This window comes from Nitrosomonas marina, from assembly GCF_900110145.1.
GTDB lineage: Bacteria > Pseudomonadota > Gammaproteobacteria > Burkholderiales > Nitrosomonadaceae > Nitrosomonas > Nitrosomonas marina.
Window position 1 is genome coordinate 1 of sequence record NZ_FOCP01000018.1, and the last position, 18,165, is coordinate 18,165.

Below are 18,165 nucleotides of genomic sequence, written 5' to 3' on the forward strand. Positions count from 1 at the left end.
TTTTCCTCTTTTTATTGGTTGATCTGCCGAGATCTATACCAACAGGTTACACCGCTTTCTCTTCCCTTGTCATACACCAGAAATAATCATAGCTCAATGTCTTTTGCTTACCGGCAAAGCGGTAATTCATGCGCCAGTATCTGCCACTGGATTTGATCAGCAAATACAGTCCACCGCTGTCTCCCATTTTATTCTTGGTCTAGCCTGACGTATTGCGGCATTGCATCTGTGGGCATTTGATGGTATCTGGCAACACGGTATCAAAAAGTGCCGTCAAAAATACTGTCATTCCGCTGATATATCAAAAGATGTTATGCGATTTTATGAGGCAATCAGTTTTTAAAAAACCGAATAAATACAAGGGATTTTATGTGATATATGAGACTTTATAAAAGCCTTGCTTGGTGAGGGGGGAAACCAAAAAGCTAGTTTAATGATATGAAGTTAAATAAATAAATATTTATATATCTTAGATATACCATCAAAAGTACCATCAAATTTTAAGGCTGATTCGACAATATACGTTTATTCACAATATGAGTTTTTACAGGTAGTCTTCAATGCAGCCCTTAGCACTTCACACCCTCAATAAAAAAAGAATTAAAAATTTATGTATGCATAACACTGCTAAAGATAATTTTATTGATGCCGTAATATCAATTACAAAGAAAAAGTATGAAATTAAATTATTTCATATCAATTAGCCAAAGGGTATTAAAAAACCTTCTAGCTATGCCTACAATTCAATCAAAAATAAATTTCACGTAATTATTTAACTAGCAGAAATTGCTAAGAAAGACTGGTAATTATTTTTTGGGAAAATATTCCAACTCTGCCTCACCAATTACCATCTGACTTGATTTCATCATCTTTTGTAGTCATAATTAAAGCGAACCACTAAAAGCGTGAATACGTTGTAGGTGGTGTTTATAAGCAAAGCGAAAGGGTGGTTTTCCACCCTTAGCTTCTTGGCTGTATCTTAATTCCAAATTCATTATCTTGAGCTGCATTAAGATTTAAACTTGGCTTCAATAAATTTAACCAATCTTTAATTTCAGCATCAGTCAAATGTTTTTTGAGTCTGCTAGGGAAATCCCCTGCTTTACACATCTTAATTCCATATAAGTAAACTATATATGCTACTAAATCTGTGATTTGAATAAAATAAGATTCTTTGGAATTTTTGGGCAATGGATCTTCTATTAAAGACTTTATATCTTTTCGCAATGGGCTATAACCAAATTTTGAAGGAACATAGTTTATTTTCTGAATAGATCTCGTTGTTTTCCGCATTTTATCAACCCTTCCATCATCGGTTATTATTAAAAATTTAGTTTTCGGATTATTTTCCAAATCTATATCATTCTCAATCCGCTGAATAGAATATGTAAGTGCAGTATTAAGCACATCAAAGTTAGGACTTCTAATTACTTGTTTATTTATTAGAATATTTACAATACGTATATCTAGTGAACCAATAAATTTGCAGAATAGTGAAATTACAAGTTTTCTCTTAACGACATCAAACCCCATATTTCTGTAAGGGTCTTTATCTAATAAAAAATACTTTGAATGAAGCTCTAACTTTACGGGAAAGTTAAATTGCTCTTTTAGTTCTCGCCTAAAATTCCTGATTTGTTCATGGATTATTTTCCAGTGAGAATAATCAAAATATAAAGCGCTCAATACAAATATTGGAGATGAAAAAGAGGGAAAACCATCGTCACCAGATTCATCATAATAACAAATCTTCACAAACAGCCTTTCTTATTAATTATTTTTTGTACCAACTTATTGGTTGAATTTTTTGGTCGATCCTTATAAGTCACATTCAAGTAAAATTGTCACCAAATTAAAAATTAAGTCTAGAGAAACGTTTATTTAAATTATAGTCTTAATTTTTCATCGAATTCCAATTCAACCGCATCAATCGAACCAATTTCTAAAGGCTGAACCTTTGCCAAATGTAATACTTTAAAACTTGCCCTAAGTTTGTCCTTTGCAGAAATACTTTCATCATTCAAGCAGTTTTCTATAGTCTGCAATGCAGTCGTGCATAAGCTGCGCAAGCGTTCAGAATGCGCTGATTGAATGTCCAATAAATGTTTATTCAGTTCCGCTTTAAATTCGGGCTGGGATCGCCATGTACTGACGGTTTTAGGTGTAACCTGCAGCGACTCTGCAACCTTTACACCAGTCTTACCTGATGCCAATAACAAAATAGCTTGTCGCTGTTTTTCGTTCATATGCTAACAAATGATAACAATTCATTACATACTGCGCATTTTATCAGGTTGACCTGCTTACACCTGCTATCAGGCTGCTTTTATATGATAATTAAGCTTACTTTGATCATTTCTCGAGAAAAAAGAAGTAGCACGGTGTAAATAAATAAATCAAAACATTGAACCATGCTTGCCTGTTCGGATTAACCTGCTGTCAAATGCTGACTTTTTACAAAAAAACATAACAAACCAAAAACTAGAGCAAGTGCAACATGCTAATTGTTACTTATTGTGCATTTTGTTAATTAATATAACAGTTAAATGCTTCACAAAATCTTTTCGCCCAAACCAAATCGAAGCCTAGGATAACTACCATGCGTAACGGCATGAGCTAACAATGTGTTAAAAGCAGCGAAAAAGGAATCCTCATTCCGAAGGTGTACGCAGAACAAATAAAGCTCAGGATAATCCAATGCTATACACGGAACTGCTTTATCTTCAAAAAGGTCAAGCAATAATTCACTGTATTCAATATATTGATTGTTGAACAATTCTTTAACAACTACTAATGCCATAACCTCTAACCCACTAGTATCAATGGAATATTGATTGCCATTGATAACAAACTCCAATTTGTCCTTGATGCGTTGACAGTAACCTACCGCCCCTTTTACCTGATTAATAGCTTTTTTAAGTGCTCGTAACACGTTACTGCGTTTTCTGGAAAGACTTTGCCGACTAATCCGTTCAGTATTTGGGCTATCCTTTGTTTGAATAATTAATAACTTAGAATCAGTAACCACCAAAATATCACATATTTCTTCCCCATCATATACTCTTTTGGGGCTATGATAGATTTTATCTGCCTCAAAAATTAATAATAAACAATTGATTACATCTTCTTCTTGATACCTTCCCGCCTCTTCTCTTTCTAAAAAAGTATGACTATGCCCACGCGAACCATGATAAGCATGTCGTTCTGGTCGCATATCTTGTATAAAAAGGGTCTCACCAAAAGTTAATTCACTAAAAAAAACATTAATAGCCTCATTATCATCACAAGAAGTACGCAAACTAAACCATTCACTCATCTCATCTATAATCACGCGGGCATTGGGACGAGAAGGTTTCAATAGAGATAATTTGTTGATTTTCTTTTGAGTCACATCAGGAATCGTTACTTCTGCGCGATAAACCAGTTGCTCACGCGCTAACTCATCAAAAAAATGGACATTGATTTGTCCATTTCTCAATGAATCAAGTAATATTCTTGCAAAATCATCTGCAAATAAAGGCGTCCTAATAACCAAAGGTTCATCTTCATCATCGAAAAATGCTGTAACGAATCCAAACGTTCTCTGATTATCAATCTGTACAGGTGCCAAGTAAATCTTAAATCCTGCATTGATTTTAGCAGCAAGAATATATTCTTTTGGTGCTTTAACTATAAACATTGGACATGCTTTATCTTCCACATTTATTGATAAAATACCAGCAGGCATCTCTTGAATAATAGGAATTAGGTCTGGATAAAGTAAAGTCAGCATAAAAATGAATCAGAGGGTATAGTGCGAATATAATGTAGTCTTATTGAAATTCCCTATTGAAGAGTATCAAAGTTTACTGAGTCACCTCGAAATAAAAAAATCTGATACACACATAGTAATTCAATTGATCATTATGAAACGCTTAATCAATAATCAACATCATGATGACAAAACACTATACACAGGATAGTGTTTACTGATTCTTAGTGCTGTAACACTATATAGTGTTTATCGATTTTCCTTTGCCCTTAGATGTCATGATCTGCGTGAATGACTTTCGTTTGTTGCCTGTCTTTTGCCGGTACTCAAGACCGAGTATCTGCGCATAGGGTAACGGGTCTTTACGAATCGCATCACGTACACATGGCCATATTGTTGACTTGATAACCGGATCAGCTGCCAGACGGGATAAAACCTGTTTATCAATCGCTTCCTTTTGCTTCCCAGCAAGGTATCTGCTCTGGTTTCTGCTGAAACCGTAGTTTATGGCGACATCTGAATAAAATCGATTAATCCAGTGCATGAGCTTACCCTTACCGCCCATGATTTCGTTGCCTTTCATTCTGCCATTGACTAAAGGCAAAATCAGCGCGTGTGCATGTGGCGCGCTTTCATCAAGATGAACGTCAAACGACAACAATACACCCGGCATATTATCTCTAGCCCATGTCATACAATCCTGAAAAAATGGACGGGTATCTTGTTCATGCCAATTAGCAGGCAGGCTGAAAACGATTTCCAGCCCCATCACCTGATTGGCACGCGGTTTGTCTATACCCGCCTGCACCATCAGCACTTTTGCAGCACGGTCGAGCTGTTCTGCTGTTGCAGGGTCAGTCAGTGAATAGTTCAATGGCGATCTGAACGCATCAATATTCGCACCTGCACCACGTTCGGCCTGTAATGTGCGTTTATTGTGTTTTGCAGCGTTCAGAATACCATTTTTACCTTTCACCTTGCCCATTCGGAAAAAGTGACTGCTCGCCATCGTTTAACCATCCGTCAGCCGGGATAGATAAACGTACAACGACCATAGTTCAATTAAACCGAGTGAGGCCACATCTGCACCAATACCCAAATGAGAAAATCGCACCAGCAGCATTTCAAGCCGTTCCAGCCAGGTTTCATGACTCATGGCTCACCCCGCTGCGGAGTAAATAGCAACCAACGCGATGCTTATCGCCGTTTTCAGCTTCTATGGTCTGCCAGACTGTCACAATATCGTGACCTTGTTTACGCAGCTGCAAAACGCGTGCCGGTGGATGATACACGCCTAACCCACGGCTGGCCTCAAATGTATTGATGCTGAATACTTTTAAAGCCTGCAATAATCGTGCACATTGCTGTTTTGCGTTATCGCCTGTAAACTGTCGATTAATTACTTGAAAAGCCGCTTCTTTATGGGGCGGTATTTTTTTGTCCATATCACACCCCCTGATTGTTGTTTCGAGCTTTGCGCAGTTTTCCTACGTTCCAGCTGCTGGTTCGGGGCGTCAGTTTTTCAGGTTGTGGAATGATTCCAGCTTTTACACAGCGCCAAATCGTTGCAGGCGAGCAACCGTATAAACCTGTTAAGACTGGCAATCGTACTTGCGCTGAATCGGGAAGATCATCGAAGTTTTTAAGCGCTTCAGGAATTGAAGTTTCGTTTAGTTTCATATGATTGATTCCTGTATTTGTTAATCACAGGCAACATCATAAGAAAAGCTTTTTAGACTGTACGGAAATATCCTGATTGCAAACGGTAATTTCCATTAAGGTTTAACCGTTATTTTTTAGGTAACAAGTCTGTGCCTTCTTTAAGCCAACGTCGAATTGTCTTTGGATCAAAATCAACTCCGTATCGGCTTAATGCATCAGCTATTTCTTGGGGAGTATTTGATTTGGCGTCCTTAGGGTTATAGGCGTAGTCATCAATCGCTATAGCTACAAAGGCACGTAATAAATTATCTGTTTTTCTGGTTGATTCTTGTTTAGTAACAAAATTTTTTTGATCAACTTTACTAAGTTCAAGATTATAGTAATCTAACCATTTTTTTCCATCCATATCATGAAAGTCATGTTGTATAGATTTTTGGTATATTTTTTGTTTATAAAATTTTATCCATTCAATGGGAGGAGCTTCAGGATAAATAGAAGTTCGTTTAAACAAAAACAAATTTTCATTGGCCGCAAAGAATTTAAATTCATGTATCCAGAAATAATCTGTTGTTATAGATAAACCATCACTATCACGTGTGCACTTCTCACATACTGCGTAAAGGTTCGGATGATTAGGGTCTAAACCTGCAATTAATAAAGATGCTTCCAACGCAGTCCAATATTCAGCAGCACCCCAAAGAGAACGACTTGCATCATCTAAATCGGCTGATCCAATGTCGAATGGAGATTCATCAGTAACAGCATAAAAGACTGCATGGCCATATTTATCTATATTTGAAGTATCCAAAAAAAGATTATCTGGAATACCGTATCTCTCATAATCCTTCATGACGCACCTTTAACGTCCCTTTATTCAGAACCACGCCAATCGGGTAAGGCTTCCCGACTTTTGCTCCGTCGAGCTAGGCGTAGTCAGACCGTAATCAAGTTTTTGGAAATTTGACAATCTTGGCACCCATCGCCAGATCATCCAGATAATTTGACCACCATTGCATCATCTCCCTGCGTTTTGGCAAGTGCTCAGCAAAGTTATATGCTGCTGCAACTTTGTTTCGTTCTACATGGGCTAATTGTCGTTCTATCACCTGCTCTGGCCATCCGTTTTCATGTAGCAATGTACTGGCTATGCTGCGAAAACCGTGCCCGGTCATTTCGTCTTTTTCATACCCCATGCGCCGTAATGCAGCATTAACCGTATTTTCAGACATTGGCCGCGAATTGCTACGTATGCTTGGAAAAATATATTTTCCGGTGCCCGTCAGTGGATGTATGGATTGCAGGATTGCAATAGCCTGTTGTGACAACGGAACAATATGCAATTCTTTCATTTTCATTTTTTCTCCGGGTATGCGCCATTCCTGCTTATCAAAGTCGATTTCCAACCATTCGGCATGACGCAATTCGCCGGGACGTACAAAAACCAGTGGTGCAAGCTGTAACGCGCACTTGGTAATAAAGGAACCGCTGAAACCTTGAATTGAACGCAGCAACTCCCCTACTCCTTTGGGATCAGTAATACTGGCATGATGTCTGGATTTAACCGGCGTCAATGCACCCTTCAAATCGCCGCTGGGATCGCGTTCAGCGCGTCCGGTTGCTACAGCATACCGAAATACCCGACCAGCATATTCGCGGCACCGGTGCGCTTTCTCGTGCGCGCCACGGCTTTCTACTCTGCGCAATACAGCCAGCAGTTCCGGTGCAGTTATATCGTTGATGGTACGGTTACCCAGCCACGGAAAAATATCTTTTTCCAGATAACGTTTGATGCTGTGTGCTGTGGAAGCCGCCCAGGTATGGACATTTTTAGCGTGCCATTCAAGTGCTACGGTTTTGAAGGTGTTGTCGGCAGCGTGAAGTGCGTGCTGCTTTCTTATGGCTTTGATTAGTGAAAGATCGCTATCGTTTGACAGATGCTCTTTCGCTTCATCGCGTTTTTTCCGGGCATTAACCAGCGAAACTTGAGGGTATACGCCAATGGCCAAGGTTTTCCGTTTTCCAGCATAGCGGTAATCCATACGCCAGTATTTACCGTTGGATTTGACCAGCAAATACAATCCGCCGCTGTCACCCATTTTGTAGGGCTTGTCTTTCGGTTTAGCCTGACGTACTGCGGTATCTGTGAGCATTTGACGGTATCTCGCAAGACGATATCAAAAAGTACCGTCAAAAATACCGTCATTCTGCTAATATGTCAAAAGATGTTATGCGATTTTATGAGATAATCAGTTTTTAAAAAACCGAATAGATACAAGGAATTTTATGTGATATGAGACTTTATGAAAGCCTTACTTGGTGCCGAGGGGGGGAATCGAACCCCCATGATGTCACCATCGCTGGATTTTGAATCTAGGTCATTTTGTTTTTATATCAATTGTTTATTTCATTTATTGATTCGCAAAAGATTAATTTTTAATCAGCTACAGCCTTTTATTCATACGGACTAATTTTTTTTGCGGAGCAAAAGGGCAAGGCGTGAGGCAGGAGAATGCACCCTGCTATCTGGGAGTTGTTTCTGATAAAGACTTGCCGACAATCTTCAGGCACTCGCCTTGATTCTTTTCGATGAAATCGACCAGCGTCAAATATTTGTTGACGATCTGCTGAACATCTATTCCGAAGGTCTGAATATCTCGTTGAGTCTCTGCAGATAGTTCGAGTCTTTCGGTCTCTCTATCATCGACTCCTGAAACTCCACCGGCATGCATTCCTTCTCGACCACAGTTGTCCGGTTTTCTTTTTTTGACAGCGGCGTACATGCGCTTATTACCAAGATCAGCAATATCATCAAGCAGCTTTTTATTACGTTCGCGTTCTGCATTGAGCACCTCGTTTAAATGTTGTTTATCAAGTTCCCTGCGATGCTTTTCTTCCTTCATGCGCTTGGCTACGATCTTTTCTTTTTGCTTCAACAGGTCGCGCTCGGCTTTGACTGCGATTGCTTCTCTGGCTGCGTACCCTTCTCTGTATGAATCTTTCAGTCGCCCCTGATCCCAGGAATAAACCGACCATAGCAACATCCCAACGACCACAACGCCAATAGCATACGGCGCGGCTTTGAATGCAAATCTGACCACAATCGACCATGGTATCGGTATCATTTTTCAGTCTCCGTTTTTGATTTTGCCTTATGTTCTGCAGCATTTGCTACAGCCATGCTGCCGGATAAAACGACAGGAGCGCCGAGAATCCAACCCGCAACCTCAGCTGTAACAGTTCCGCCGGTAAGCCAAATGCCGGCAATAACCGAAACAGATAGAAATACATGGCAGTACAATGATATTCTGGTTATTTCCGACTTCCTGCTGCCGATCGGTATCGACTGAAATAGCCTGCTATTCATAGCATTTCCTTTATCTTGTTGACAGCTTTGCGCTGCGCCTTCCATGCGCCCGAACCATTTGCGTATCCAAGCTTTTCGGCTATGTCGCCATATTCGCGGTCATCGACATGTACCGCCCAGATAATCCGCCGGACTCTATCAGGCAGTTGGTCGATAATTTCGAGTAACTGCCTGGCGGCGCATACGTTGACCGGATCGACTCCGTCCGGTATGTCATAGCACTCGGTTATATCAACATGTTCCGCCAGCTTGTGCGTGCGCTTGCCTATACCGTGAGAGCCAAGCTGACTGCGGGCGTAATCCCTTGCCCGTCCATACATCCGCATGACCGCGTATTTTTCAAATGTTGCCGGATCACCGCCCTTGCGGTACGCCTCAACCAGCGCAAGCACTGTCTCCTGCCTCAGTTCGTACAGGTCGAGCCTGTATCCGGTATCCCGGTACACTTCAAACGCAATGCGCCTGGCTGTGTCGATATAATCAAATATGACTCGTTCACCAATGCTTTCTCCTGCCCGTGTGGTTTGCACGATGCCTGATTGTTTACCTGTCAGTTTTAGCGGGACTGCCAGAAACTGCGCTGAACGAGTCATAACCTATTTAAAGCTGTTGATCAGCTTCGTGAAAAATTCTGCAACGCCGACCGCAGAGCCTGCTGCATACAAGAAACCAAGAACGACACACACCCCGATAACCCTTGAGACTGTATCAATAAAGAACATGAATTTTTTTGCCCCGCTTTTCTCTCCGGCTTTGAAAGCATCCTGGTAAATCCGTGTCTCTGTGTTTGCCTTTATCATTACCTCCAGTCTTTCCAGCGACGACTGCACGCTGTCCAGTTTCGCTTCGAGCATGCCGATCTTCTCGGCTTTCGGGCATTGTTCGGACATTACGTCTCCATTGTCTGGATGTTCACCATGTCACCGCTTCAACGCTGGCAACGTCTGTCGCTGCATCAACCGCTGCGAGCTTGGTATTAAAATTTGAATTAGCGGTCAATCAACGCGACAGTAAAGCCTGACCGATTGCCTGTATGTCGGCGTATGTCATCGGGTTCTGGTCGCCGTTTACATCGATCAGGTACATGCCTTCCGGTACGCTGCCGACCGATAAAATCTCGCTCAACAGTTCGCGGCGTTCTTTTGTGGCCGAGTATGTTTTGCTGTTGTAGTCGATGTCTGCAGACAGCGTTGATTCGTATGCTGATTTTAGTTCCGCGCGTTTGTTCTGCCTGAAAAACTCCAGTTCTTCGGCGTCTGCTGCGGCTTCCTCTGCTTCGGTAAACTGCACAGGTCCGCTGAGCGTCATGCGGTATCTAGGCATTTTTGATTCCGTAGAGTGAGAATTTGCCGCCGGTGATGTTTGCTGTCGACGGATAGAAACGAACGCCTGTCAATGCGCCGGTGCCTGAGTTATTACCTCGAACCATTGCGCCCATTGTTGTGCCGTTATACAACACAGTATTGCATATCAGTGTTTTCGGAAGCGCTGACGACGGCTTGAAAATGTCCATGATAAAATCGATATGAACGCCTCCCGTATCCGCAATATCGCTGGCAAGCTGGATATAACTCTGCGCCGAACCTGCGGCGCCATTATCTGAATAGAGATAATTCGAGCCGGCATCGTATGAGCCGCCGATCTTTAACCGGCAACGCAATGCGACAGTGGTCGTCACGTTGTAATGTATCCCCGTTCCGATAATCCTGTAGCAGTCGTATTCATCGAAATCGTTTTCTATGTCAATCTGAGCGGATGCTGACGCTTCAACCGATCCCAGGAAAACGACCGATCCCTCCGGGTTCGGTGCTGCCAGACTGATAGTCCAATCGTTATATGTGCCCGAACCGAGCACGCGCCGAATATTCATATCAAGCGCGCCGGTTCCAGAGTTATACGAATTTACCTCGCCTAGCATCCAATTGCTTGCATCCTTTGCAAGCTTCAGCGTCATGCCCTTAACCCAGCTTTTGGATGTGTCGGCAACAAATGACTTGCTGCCAGTTCCGATTGCAATGGATGTCGAGCTGGTGCCATTGGTTGAATTGAAATTCAGCGCCGTGATGTCTGTATTGAATTGCGCCATGGCGGTATAAAACCAGTCAACAAGCGCAGCCATTGAAGAAATAAAGGCCGGTCTTGTCTGGCTTGAGCTTGGTTTCGGAGTTGGTGGCAAGTCTACTGACATATATTAAACGCCTTTTAATAACAGTTTTATGTGCGCCTCTCTGGGCTTTGCATTGATTTTGAATTCACGGTACAGGCCACGCATCAGGAATGGTTCGTGGTAATCCGGAACATCCTGATCAACGCCGTACCAAATGCCGACAGCAGCATTCAGCCTCTCTCGCGCGCTGCGGATTGATTGCAGGTATTCCCTGTCCACCAATAATTGGATGTCATTAACCGGTACGCTTTTCTTTGGTAACAGAACAATCTCCCCGGTGTCGCGCCGCTCGATCAATGAAAAATTCTCGACGTCATCAAGCCCGTCATACTGCAATGCGCCCAGGTAAACGGATGTCCCAAAGCAGGCGAACTGCGTATCCAATGCTCCGCTGCCGGTCAGCTCCAGTTCGATTGTTCCCGTCGACGGTCCGGGTATGTCTTCCCATATCAGGATCGGGATGTCATAAAACGGCATGTAAAAGTAATCGTAATAATCGACAACCGGTCGTCTGCGCGTTTCCTTGGTTTCTTCAAAAATGATGTTCGACGCAAAGTCTTTGACGCGTAACGTTGCGAAATCCGCAGTGGTGCCGCCCAGCGCGAACGAATCAAACCGAACTCCTGGCGTTAATGTGTAGGTGACTGGCGACGTTCCGCTGGTAACGTAATTAGTCTTCAATTCCCACATGTTAAATCTGTTTGTGCGGCGGTACAGGTGCAGCCAGTATGCTGATTCGCCGGGCAACGGTACTGGTGCGTTGCCGGTGGTGTCCTGTATCGCTACAAAAACATCATGCTGATCTGTGTCGATGACGCTAACTGTCGCTCCAGCTGTATATGGTGTAGCAGGGTTATACGCATCCTCGCCAGACGCAGCCGGTTCGGCAATAGAGCTGGCCGTCATCATCGCGTCTGTGATGACCTCTGGTATTAATACTTTCGCCATTTATGATGTCTGTATTGCGTTTCCATTCGGCGTAACGTTAGAAAGGATTCTGGCTGTTTTTTTGCTGGCATCCGTCCCTTCGTCAATGGCCTGTTTCAGTTTTGCTATTTCTTCAAGCAGCAACCGGTTCATGTGATCGGTCGACTGCAGCCCTGCGCCGAACTGGCTGTGCCCTGTCGGCAATGACCGGTGCAATTGCGCGGTTGATGTTCCCGCGATAATACCGGCGCGGCTGCGTGCGTCTGCTATTGCTGCCGGGTTCGGGTTCAGGTCGTTTTCCAGAATAAACGCTGTGCGTGCAAACTGATTCGCAACGATCTTTTTGTACGTGTCGCCAGCCGTGGTGATGCCGCCAAACGAATCCAGCGCATTGATGTCGAACTGCAATCCTGAATCTACCCTGTTCAGATCGCGGTCAAGCAACTCCTTCAGCAGGTCTGTCTGCTGCTCAAGCTGGTCAAGTGTCAGCTGCTCAACAGACAGCTGGTTTTCTCCGAGAGCGGCCAGTTCGTTGACTGCGCTGGCTGCTTCACCCTGTGCTATCTTGAATTCTTCAAACGTTGAAAAATTCGCGCTGGTCAGCCCCGACAGGTTGCCGATTGAATCTCGTAATCTGTCGGTAATGACTGACGTAATGTCAGCCCCGCCGCGTACAGAATTGATTGAACCTGTCACCAGGTTAAGCGCATCGTTAAACGTGTCCGGCAGGATGTTGCGTGCTGCGCTTTGCAGCGAATCGATAAAGCTGCTGATTACGCCGCCCTTTTCTTTTGCGCGGTCGAGCAGTCTTTCTTCCAACTCGTACCGCTCGCGGATCAGGTCTTTCTGTTTTTCTGCGCGTTCGGTCAGTCCGCGTATGTCTGCCTCGCGTATCTCCGCTGATCTGTCTATCCCTGTCTGCAGTTCGCGGCGGGCTACCTTGAATGCTGCGCGTTCCTTGCCAATGACATTGATCATGTGCTTGTAGTCGTCTGACGTGAAGTCCTGACCGGGTTCTCTGATAGATTCTGCTGCTTTGTCTGCAGCATCTTTCAGCCTGTGAAAATCGACAATCAGATCATCATAGGTAAACGCAAGTTTTACCAGCTCGGCATTGCCGGACCGGAACGCTTTGAACAGATCGTCAAGCGTCGGTATGAAATTGATGCCGATCTCGTTCATGACGCCTTTCACGCGTTCTTCAACGACTTCAAGCTGCTGCGATTCGTTCAACACATTGTTGAAAAAATCGCTTTGCTGTTTGCTGAATTCTTCAAAACCGCCGAAGCCTGCAACAATCTCGCTGACCTTCTCAAGCCCCAGCGCCTGTACCTGTTCGCGTGCATGCGCTGCACTGTCGCCAGCGAGTATCAGTCCGTTTTCAAGTGTCTGGAATTCGTTACCGACGCGCACGAGTGTATCGACTGCCGCCTCGCCGCTGCGTGACATTCCGGTGATAGACGGTATCAATAATTGCTCGACCATTTCATTGCTGGCCGCTGCGATCACTCCGGCAATATCCGCATCGCTGATTTGCTGACCTTTTTCTGTTACCAGGTCAACAGCAAATGAAAAATCATTCAGCGATTCAGTGCCAATGCCGAGTTTTTCCGCTGCACTGGTGACGGAATCAGTGATCTGCTGCATGCTCTCGTCGAGAACGTTGCCGATCTCCAGGGCTTGAGAGATTGCTGGTTCGATAAACTTATCCAGCCTGCCAGACACTCCGCTTTCAGACAGTCTGCCGAATTCGTTTAGCAATTCGCCTGTGCGTGTATCAACAATTATATTGTCGTCGCGGGATGATTTGAAAACGCTGCCTTTTGCCTGATGACGCTCTGACAGCACGCCATCAAATCCATCAACCGTCAGATTACCTAGCAGGGTGTCGTCCTGGAATTTGAATGCTTTTCGGCCAAACAATCGATTAATGCTTCCAGCAAGGATGCCGCCAACAGGACCGCCCAGGATAGAGCCGATCAGGCTGGAAGTTGCGCTTCCAACTCCAAGCACTTTTCTATCGCCACCAATAGCTGACCCGAGACCGGTGCCAATGCCAACACCCGCGAGCGCTGCTGACGCTGCGCTAAACCCTGAACCAAGGCTGGTCAATTGCCCAAAATTGGGGACTGGACCTGTGACGGACAGGCCAAGATTCTGCCCGACACCTGAAGTCGCGAAAGAATTGAATAAATTTGACGCACCGAAACCAGAACTTGCAAAGTCGAGAATGCCTGATCCAGCGCTTGCCAAGTTGAAACCGCCACCACCCGTAGACGCAAGCGCAGCAGAGCTGCCCAAGCCAAACAGCGCGCCCAGTCCGCTACCCTGCAGCAGCTTGATCGATGCGAATTCAGCAATGATGCGCCCGACTGCGTTTTTAACGCTGCGAACCATGCCGTCAAGGCCGTCGTCGAAGAAATTGAACAGGCTGTCAGCGACCGATCCCTGTATGCGCCGCATACCGGATATGATGAATTGTTCATTCGTTCCGAATACATCAATCGTTTTTTCGCCAAAGAGTGCTGTCTGCGTCGTGATTTCTGCGACAGAATCGGCGGCGGTGTCTGTTGCTGCAATGTATTCGTTGATGATCCTGATATATTCCTGATCGGCAATATCAGGACGCAAACCGGCTGCAGCAAGTTTTGCTACTCTCGCCAGCTCTTCATTGCGTTTGATCAGTGGATCGTATGCGGAAGTCAGGCGGCTTATTTCGCGTTGCATTTCCTCAGCTTCGCGATCCGTTTCCTGAATGGATTTGGTTAACGCATCAAGCGACTTTGAGCCTGAGCTGGCTTTTGGCGGTATGTTGCTTAAAGGTTCGTCGAGATCGGTCAGCGGTTTGTTCAGGTCGCTGGCTGCGTCAGATGTCTTTTTCAAGGATTCCCTGAGTTTTCTCAGGTCCTCTTCTCCGTCTTCGATCCGTTGTGCCAATTCATCAGCGCGACGTTTATCAAAGAAGACACCCTTATAGAGATCATCTAGAATAGGAACGCCCGTCGGTTCAGTCAGCGAGGAGAGCTCATTGCGCATTTTCGCGAGCGCCTCTTCCTGTTTCTGGATAGCTGGCACCTGCCCGCTATTGCCGAACAATCTATCCATTGCCTGAGCAGCCCAGTCTGCAGCAGGTGCTAGCACATCGGCCAATGTTGCGCCAAGCGTCAATGCAATGGAATTGATGGAAGCCATCAACTTGTCAATTTTAAAGCCGCGACTGTCCGCCATCTTGTTAAATGCGTCTTCAGTAGCTCCGGCCTTCTCGCCCATCTGTCCCATGATGTCGCTGAAGTCCTGACCGGCATTGCCAGCCAACGCCATGACCGGAACAAGCGCCTCAACGCCGCCGAACAATTGCGCGAGCTTATCCGTGCTGCCTCCGGTTTTGGTAACTACTTCATCAAGGAAACCGGCAAACCCTTTCGCCTGCAGACCAGCGGAATTGAACTGAATGCCAAGCCCTTCGGATAAGTCTGTTGCTTCTTTGGTCGGTTTCGCTACGGCTGCGAGAATCGCGCGTACGCCGGTGATGCTCTCTGTTGTCGATATGCCGCCCTTGGTTAATGCTGCGACGGTTGCAACCAGTTCATCAAAGCCGACATTCAGCGACGCGGCAATGGGCGCAACTTTACCGAGATTTGTTGACAGTTCGCCGATGGTCGTTTTGCCGCTGCGCATGCCAACAAACAGCGTGTCTGATACCGCCGTTACTGATTCAACCTGATCGCCGTATGCGTTTAGAATTGACGTCAAACCGTCCACGGCAACGTCGACCTGTGTCACACCGCCGACCGCCAGTTTATTAGCTGCGGTCAATATGTCGGTTGCTTCTGCTGCGTCGGATGCGCCTGCCGAGATAACCTGGTAAAACGCCTTGACCTGCTCGACCGGCATTGTGCCGAATTGCTTGGCAAGCCGCTGCGCTTCAAATTCCAGTTCGCGCGTACTGTCTGCCGCGCCGTCAAGCAGCGTTGATACTTCGGCCAGTGACCTGTCAAAATCCAGTGCGGTATTCAGGGATGCGCTGACACCGGCCACCGTCCCGACCAACGCGGCAACCTGCCCGGCTGACCGCGTGAGGAATCCCTTGATGTTATTCGTTGCGCCGTCAAATGTGCGCTGCGTATCACGGGCGAACTTAAGCGCGGCCTGGCTGTTTCGGTCCAGTCCTTTTGTGTACTCAGCATGGTCGAGTGCGAGCTTTACGACCAGGCTACCAAGTGCGCTCATTTATTCCGTCTTTCCGCTTGTATTTTTAAGATTGTTTTTTCGATGATCTGCAGGTCTGCGAATATTTCTTTTCTGCGTTTTTTTCTGATGTCCTGTATCCACATCACTGCTTTGATTGATGAATAGTTCAGCCCGATATAGCCACCCATCGGCGCGACGATCCATTGCGTATCAATCGCCAGAAAAAACAGTAGCGATTCCCAGTTTTCCTCCCAGACTTCGCACTCCTGAAAATCCGACCCTTCAGAATTGCGTCTGGCGGCTTCAATGACTTCGGGCGGAGCATTGGCCTGCATTAATCCTTTTATGACGTCGCCGTCGATTCTGATTGATTCTTGCCGGTCACCCATCCAGAAACGGGCGACCGATTCTAGTTTTTTTCGCGTCCCTTAACGACTGACTTCCAGAACGCAATGCGAAGCGCTGCCAATGCCTCCGGTACTGCGAGCAGTGACTCCAATGTATCCGGGTTGAATTCGACCGGCTGATTGTCGTCATCAAGAAAATCAGCCCATCCAACCAGCTTGCGGCGCATCAGATCTGATGGTTTCAACTCGTTCAGCTCTAACAGTTCTTCGGTATTGGAGCGAGCAAATTCGGCCATGAATGTAGAGCGGTCATGCCCGCCTTTATGGTTCGGTGTGTCGACTTCAACGCGTGCCATGAATGTCGGTTTTTTGCTGATCTTGAATGCCATTGTTTCTCCCGTTCAAAAAAACGCCCGGCGAACCGGGCGTACAAGGTTGCTGCGGCTGTTTATTCTGTGGGTTAGGTGATGGTAATCACCAGCTCGTCATTGCCGGAATTCGGCAACAAGTCCATGCCCAGGTTGAGCATGACAACGCCGTCCTTATCTGAATAGGACGGTTCTTTAAGCTGCGCGGCTGGCGCGTCAAAATCAAATATACTGCCCGCCGTGGTGCCGTGCGTGAGTGCCAGCGCTCCGGTCGTGCCTGCCTGTATCAGGCTGTGCCATGCTTTCGTTGCAACACTGGTCATCTTGAATGACGCATTCGCGCTCATGCGGCGGTCCGTGATAGATACACGTTCTTCCCCGACCATGTTCTGGTACGGCACTGTGTTGTTAACTGATATGCTGAGTGTGTCCAGAATCGGCGATGCGCCGTGCAGGCTGAATGCGGTTGTGTTGGTATTGTTCACCGCCTGCGGAGTCTGGAATGCGGAGTAATCAACGCCGCCAGGTATCGCCGCGTCTGCTGTCGCATTATACAGCCCGGTGAAGTCAATAGAACAAACCGGAATGCCGCGCGAATTAATGGTAAATGTCGCGTTACCAAAAGCACCGGTCATTTTGTGCAGCAGTCCGTCCAGGTAATAGTAGATCGTGACTGATTCAAAGCTGCTGGATACCGGGGTATAGACAACGTCGGTCGCCGGTGTGGCCACTTCAGAGAATCCGCACGCTTCAAGCAGCGGTCCCCATGGTGGCGCGGTGCCTGTGCCTGATGATCCGGCCAGCTCGAACTGAACGGTGATCGTTGACCATGCCGCGACCTGCACACTGCCGCTTGAGCCTAGATACGCCTTCACTGTGTTGCGTTCCTCGAATTGAGTCTGCACCGGCTGCGGGTTCGATACCTGCGCCAGAATTGCATTAGTGCCAGCGGCGGGCGTCGGATCGGTGCCGTACGTAACCTCTTGTTTAATCAATAGCGCAACATTGCGCATCAGCTTGTCTGCCATTTGTTCCCTCCGTTAGGTTAATTCTCTGGTCCTGATCCTGAAATCCATGTAATACGCATACACGCGCGCGTCGTCTTCATAGTCCGCGTCCCCTTCACTTTCCGCACCATTGCCATCACTCAATGTGGACATAAGTGTTTTTATTTGATCTCTAATAGTCATGAGTTGAGATAAGGACGAGCTGTAGATAAACATCTCAACGTCATGTTGACTGTACACGTCTGGCGGGGTCCATCCCGTCTCTGGCTCTGTGTCTATCCTGTACACAACAGCTGGGAATACCGGCGAATCAGGGAGTCTTACCGGGTACACCTCTGCCAGCGGGGATAACGCGCTATTAATGTCTGCACGTAAATTCAT

Annotated in this window: 22 protein-coding genes; all 22 read right to left on the reverse strand. The window is 45.9% G+C overall.

Annotation, left to right across the window (positions count from 1 at the left end):
• Positions 1-46: 46 nt before the first annotated feature.
• Positions 47-187 (reverse strand): Arm DNA-binding domain-containing protein, encoded by a 141-nt coding sequence (locus BMX44_RS16600; RefSeq protein ID WP_218143962.1) that lies wholly within the window; start codon positions 185-187, stop codon positions 47-49.
• 773 nt (positions 188-960) lie between these two features.
• Complete coding sequence (locus BMX44_RS11800; RefSeq protein WP_177167746.1) at positions 961-1,755, reverse strand: DUF3800 domain-containing protein; 795 nt, start codon at positions 1,753-1,755, stop codon at positions 961-963.
• Between the two features lie 131 nt (positions 1,756-1,886).
• On the reverse strand, positions 1,887-2,246 hold the full coding sequence (locus BMX44_RS11805; protein WP_090633276.1) for a helix-turn-helix domain-containing protein: 360 nt from the start codon (positions 2,244-2,246) through the stop codon (positions 1,887-1,889).
• A gap of 305 nt (positions 2,247-2,551) precedes the next feature.
• Positions 2,552-3,772, reverse strand: a complete 1,221-nt coding sequence (locus BMX44_RS11810) for a PDDEXK family nuclease (RefSeq protein ID WP_090633278.1) — start codon at positions 3,770-3,772, stop codon at positions 2,552-2,554.
• Between the two features lie 217 nt (positions 3,773-3,989).
• On the reverse strand, positions 3,990-4,760 hold the full coding sequence (locus BMX44_RS11815) for a plasmid recombination protein (RefSeq protein ID WP_090633280.1): 771 nt from the start codon (positions 4,758-4,760) through the stop codon (positions 3,990-3,992).
• A 3-nt stretch (positions 4,761-4,763) separates the two neighbouring features.
• The gene (locus tag BMX44_RS16855) at positions 4,764-4,907 is read right to left on the reverse strand and encodes a hypothetical protein (RefSeq protein ID WP_177167747.1); all 144 of its coding nucleotides are present in this window, start codon (positions 4,905-4,907) and stop codon (positions 4,764-4,766) included.
• Positions 4,897-5,196 (reverse strand): helix-turn-helix domain-containing protein, encoded by a 300-nt coding sequence (locus BMX44_RS11820; protein ID WP_090633282.1) that lies wholly within the window; start codon positions 5,194-5,196, stop codon positions 4,897-4,899. Before BMX44_RS11820 ends, BMX44_RS16855 begins: the two co-directional genes overlap by 11 nt.
• 1 nt (position 5,197) lies before the next feature.
• Positions 5,198-5,431, reverse strand: coding sequence for a helix-turn-helix transcriptional regulator (locus BMX44_RS11825; RefSeq protein ID WP_090633285.1), 234 nt, complete (start codon positions 5,429-5,431; stop codon positions 5,198-5,200).
• A 109-nt stretch (positions 5,432-5,540) separates the two neighbouring features.
• Positions 5,541-6,263 carry a hypothetical protein gene (locus BMX44_RS11830; RefSeq protein ID WP_090633289.1) on the reverse strand — a complete coding sequence of 241 codons (723 nt, stop codon included), beginning with the start codon at positions 6,261-6,263 and terminating at the stop codon, positions 5,541-5,543.
• A 94-nt stretch (positions 6,264-6,357) separates the two neighbouring features.
• Positions 6,358-7,563 carry a tyrosine-type recombinase/integrase gene (locus BMX44_RS11835; RefSeq protein WP_090633291.1) on the reverse strand — a complete coding sequence of 402 codons (1,206 nt, stop codon included), beginning with the start codon at positions 7,561-7,563 and terminating at the stop codon, positions 6,358-6,360.
• A gap of 369 nt (positions 7,564-7,932) precedes the next feature.
• Positions 7,933-8,535: a lysis system i-spanin subunit Rz gene (locus tag BMX44_RS11840; protein ID WP_090633294.1), complete on the reverse strand. Its 603-nt coding sequence runs from the start codon at positions 8,533-8,535 to the stop codon at positions 7,933-7,935.
• On the reverse strand, positions 8,532-8,777 hold the full coding sequence (locus BMX44_RS11845; RefSeq protein ID WP_090633297.1) for a hypothetical protein: 246 nt from the start codon (positions 8,775-8,777) through the stop codon (positions 8,532-8,534). Before BMX44_RS11845 ends, BMX44_RS11840 begins: the two co-directional genes overlap by 4 nt.
• Positions 8,774-9,370, reverse strand: coding sequence for a sigma-70 family RNA polymerase sigma factor (locus BMX44_RS11850; protein WP_090633299.1), 597 nt, complete (start codon positions 9,368-9,370; stop codon positions 8,774-8,776). Before BMX44_RS11850 ends, BMX44_RS11845 begins: the two co-directional genes overlap by 4 nt.
• A 3-nt stretch (positions 9,371-9,373) precedes the next feature.
• Complete coding sequence (locus BMX44_RS11855; protein ID WP_090633301.1) at positions 9,374-9,667, reverse strand: hypothetical protein; 294 nt, start codon at positions 9,665-9,667, stop codon at positions 9,374-9,376.
• Positions 9,668-9,776: 109 nt separating this feature from the next.
• Complete coding sequence (locus tag BMX44_RS11860; protein WP_143056939.1) at positions 9,777-10,100, reverse strand: hypothetical protein; 324 nt, start codon at positions 10,098-10,100, stop codon at positions 9,777-9,779.
• Entirely contained in the window at positions 10,093-10,965 is an 873-nt protein-coding gene (locus BMX44_RS11865; RefSeq protein ID WP_143056940.1) for a hypothetical protein, read from the reverse strand. Before BMX44_RS11865 ends, BMX44_RS11860 begins: the two co-directional genes overlap by 8 nt.
• 3 nt (positions 10,966-10,968) lie before the next feature.
• Positions 10,969-11,892, reverse strand: coding sequence for a hypothetical protein (locus tag BMX44_RS11870; RefSeq protein WP_090633309.1), 924 nt, complete (start codon positions 11,890-11,892; stop codon positions 10,969-10,971).
• Entirely contained in the window at positions 11,893-16,101 is a 4,209-nt protein-coding gene (locus BMX44_RS11875) for a phage tail tape measure protein (protein WP_090633312.1), read from the reverse strand.
• Positions 16,098-16,451 carry a DUF1799 domain-containing protein gene (locus BMX44_RS11880; protein ID WP_090633315.1) on the reverse strand — a complete coding sequence of 118 codons (354 nt, stop codon included), beginning with the start codon at positions 16,449-16,451 and terminating at the stop codon, positions 16,098-16,100. Before BMX44_RS11880 ends, BMX44_RS11875 begins: the two co-directional genes overlap by 4 nt.
• A gap of 20 nt (positions 16,452-16,471) precedes the next feature.
• Positions 16,472-16,798, reverse strand: coding sequence for a hypothetical protein (locus BMX44_RS11885; RefSeq protein ID WP_090633317.1), 327 nt, complete (start codon positions 16,796-16,798; stop codon positions 16,472-16,474).
• 71 nt (positions 16,799-16,869) lie between these two features.
• The gene (locus BMX44_RS11890) at positions 16,870-17,805 is read right to left on the reverse strand and encodes a phage tail tube protein (RefSeq protein ID WP_090633319.1); all 936 of its coding nucleotides are present in this window, start codon (positions 17,803-17,805) and stop codon (positions 16,870-16,872) included.
• Positions 17,806-17,817: 12 nt separating this feature from the next.
• Entirely contained in the window at positions 17,818-18,165 is a 348-nt protein-coding gene (locus tag BMX44_RS11895) for a hypothetical protein (RefSeq protein ID WP_090633322.1), read from the reverse strand.

Bases quoted from the DNA above. Each gene is read 5' to 3' on its own strand.
- BMX44_RS11885 (WP_090633317.1), bottom strand. From the start codon at position 16,798: ATGGCATTCAAGATCAGCAAAAAACCGACATTCATGGCACGCGTTGAA.
- BMX44_RS11825 (WP_090633285.1), bottom strand. From the start codon at position 5,431: ATGAAACTAAACGAAACTTCAATTCCTGAAGCGCTTAAAAACTTCGAT.
- BMX44_RS11870 (WP_090633309.1), bottom strand. From the start codon at position 11,892: ATGGCGAAAGTATTAATACCAGAGGTCATCACAGACGCGATGATGACG.
- BMX44_RS11890 (WP_090633319.1), bottom strand. From the start codon at position 17,805: ATGGCAGACAAGCTGATGCGCAATGTTGCGCTATTGATTAAACAAGAG.
- BMX44_RS11855 (WP_090633301.1), bottom strand. From the start codon at position 9,667: ATGTCCGAACAATGCCCGAAAGCCGAGAAGATCGGCATGCTCGAAGCG.
- BMX44_RS11805 (WP_090633276.1), bottom strand. From the start codon at position 2,246: ATGAACGAAAAACAGCGACAAGCTATTTTGTTATTGGCATCAGGTAAG.
- BMX44_RS11865 (WP_143056940.1), bottom strand. From the start codon at position 10,965: ATGTCAGTAGACTTGCCACCAACTCCGAAACCAAGCTCAAGCCAGACA.
- BMX44_RS11835 (WP_090633291.1), bottom strand. From the start codon at position 7,563: ATGCTCACAGATACCGCAGTACGTCAGGCTAAACCGAAAGACAAGCCC.
- BMX44_RS11895 (WP_090633322.1), bottom strand. From the start codon at position 18,165: ATGAATTTACGTGCAGACATTAATAGCGCGTTATCCCCGCTGGCAGAG.
- BMX44_RS11840 (WP_090633294.1), bottom strand. From the start codon at position 8,535: ATGATACCGATACCATGGTCGATTGTGGTCAGATTTGCATTCAAAGCC.
- BMX44_RS11850 (WP_090633299.1), bottom strand. From the start codon at position 9,370: ATGACTCGTTCAGCGCAGTTTCTGGCAGTCCCGCTAAAACTGACAGGT.
- BMX44_RS11860 (WP_143056939.1), bottom strand. From the start codon at position 10,100: ATGCCTAGATACCGCATGACGCTCAGCGGACCTGTGCAGTTTACCGAA.
- BMX44_RS11845 (WP_090633297.1), bottom strand. From the start codon at position 8,777: ATGAATAGCAGGCTATTTCAGTCGATACCGATCGGCAGCAGGAAGTCG.
- BMX44_RS11810 (WP_090633278.1), bottom strand. From the start codon at position 3,772: ATGCTGACTTTACTTTATCCAGACCTAATTCCTATTATTCAAGAGATG.
- BMX44_RS16600 (WP_218143962.1), bottom strand. From the start codon at position 187: ATGGGAGACAGCGGTGGACTGTATTTGCTGATCAAATCCAGTGGCAGA.
- BMX44_RS11820 (WP_090633282.1), bottom strand. From the start codon at position 5,196: ATGGACAAAAAAATACCGCCCCATAAAGAAGCGGCTTTTCAAGTAATT.
- BMX44_RS11830 (WP_090633289.1), bottom strand. From the start codon at position 6,263: ATGAAGGATTATGAGAGATACGGTATTCCAGATAATCTTTTTTTGGAT.
- BMX44_RS16855 (WP_177167747.1), bottom strand. From the start codon at position 4,907: ATGAGTCATGAAACCTGGCTGGAACGGCTTGAAATGCTGCTGGTGCGA.
- BMX44_RS11875 (WP_090633312.1), bottom strand. From the start codon at position 16,101: ATGAGCGCACTTGGTAGCCTGGTCGTAAAGCTCGCACTCGACCATGCT.
- BMX44_RS11815 (WP_090633280.1), bottom strand. From the start codon at position 4,760: ATGGCGAGCAGTCACTTTTTCCGAATGGGCAAGGTGAAAGGTAAAAAT.
- BMX44_RS11880 (WP_090633315.1), bottom strand. From the start codon at position 16,451: ATGGGTGACCGGCAAGAATCAATCAGAATCGACGGCGACGTCATAAAA.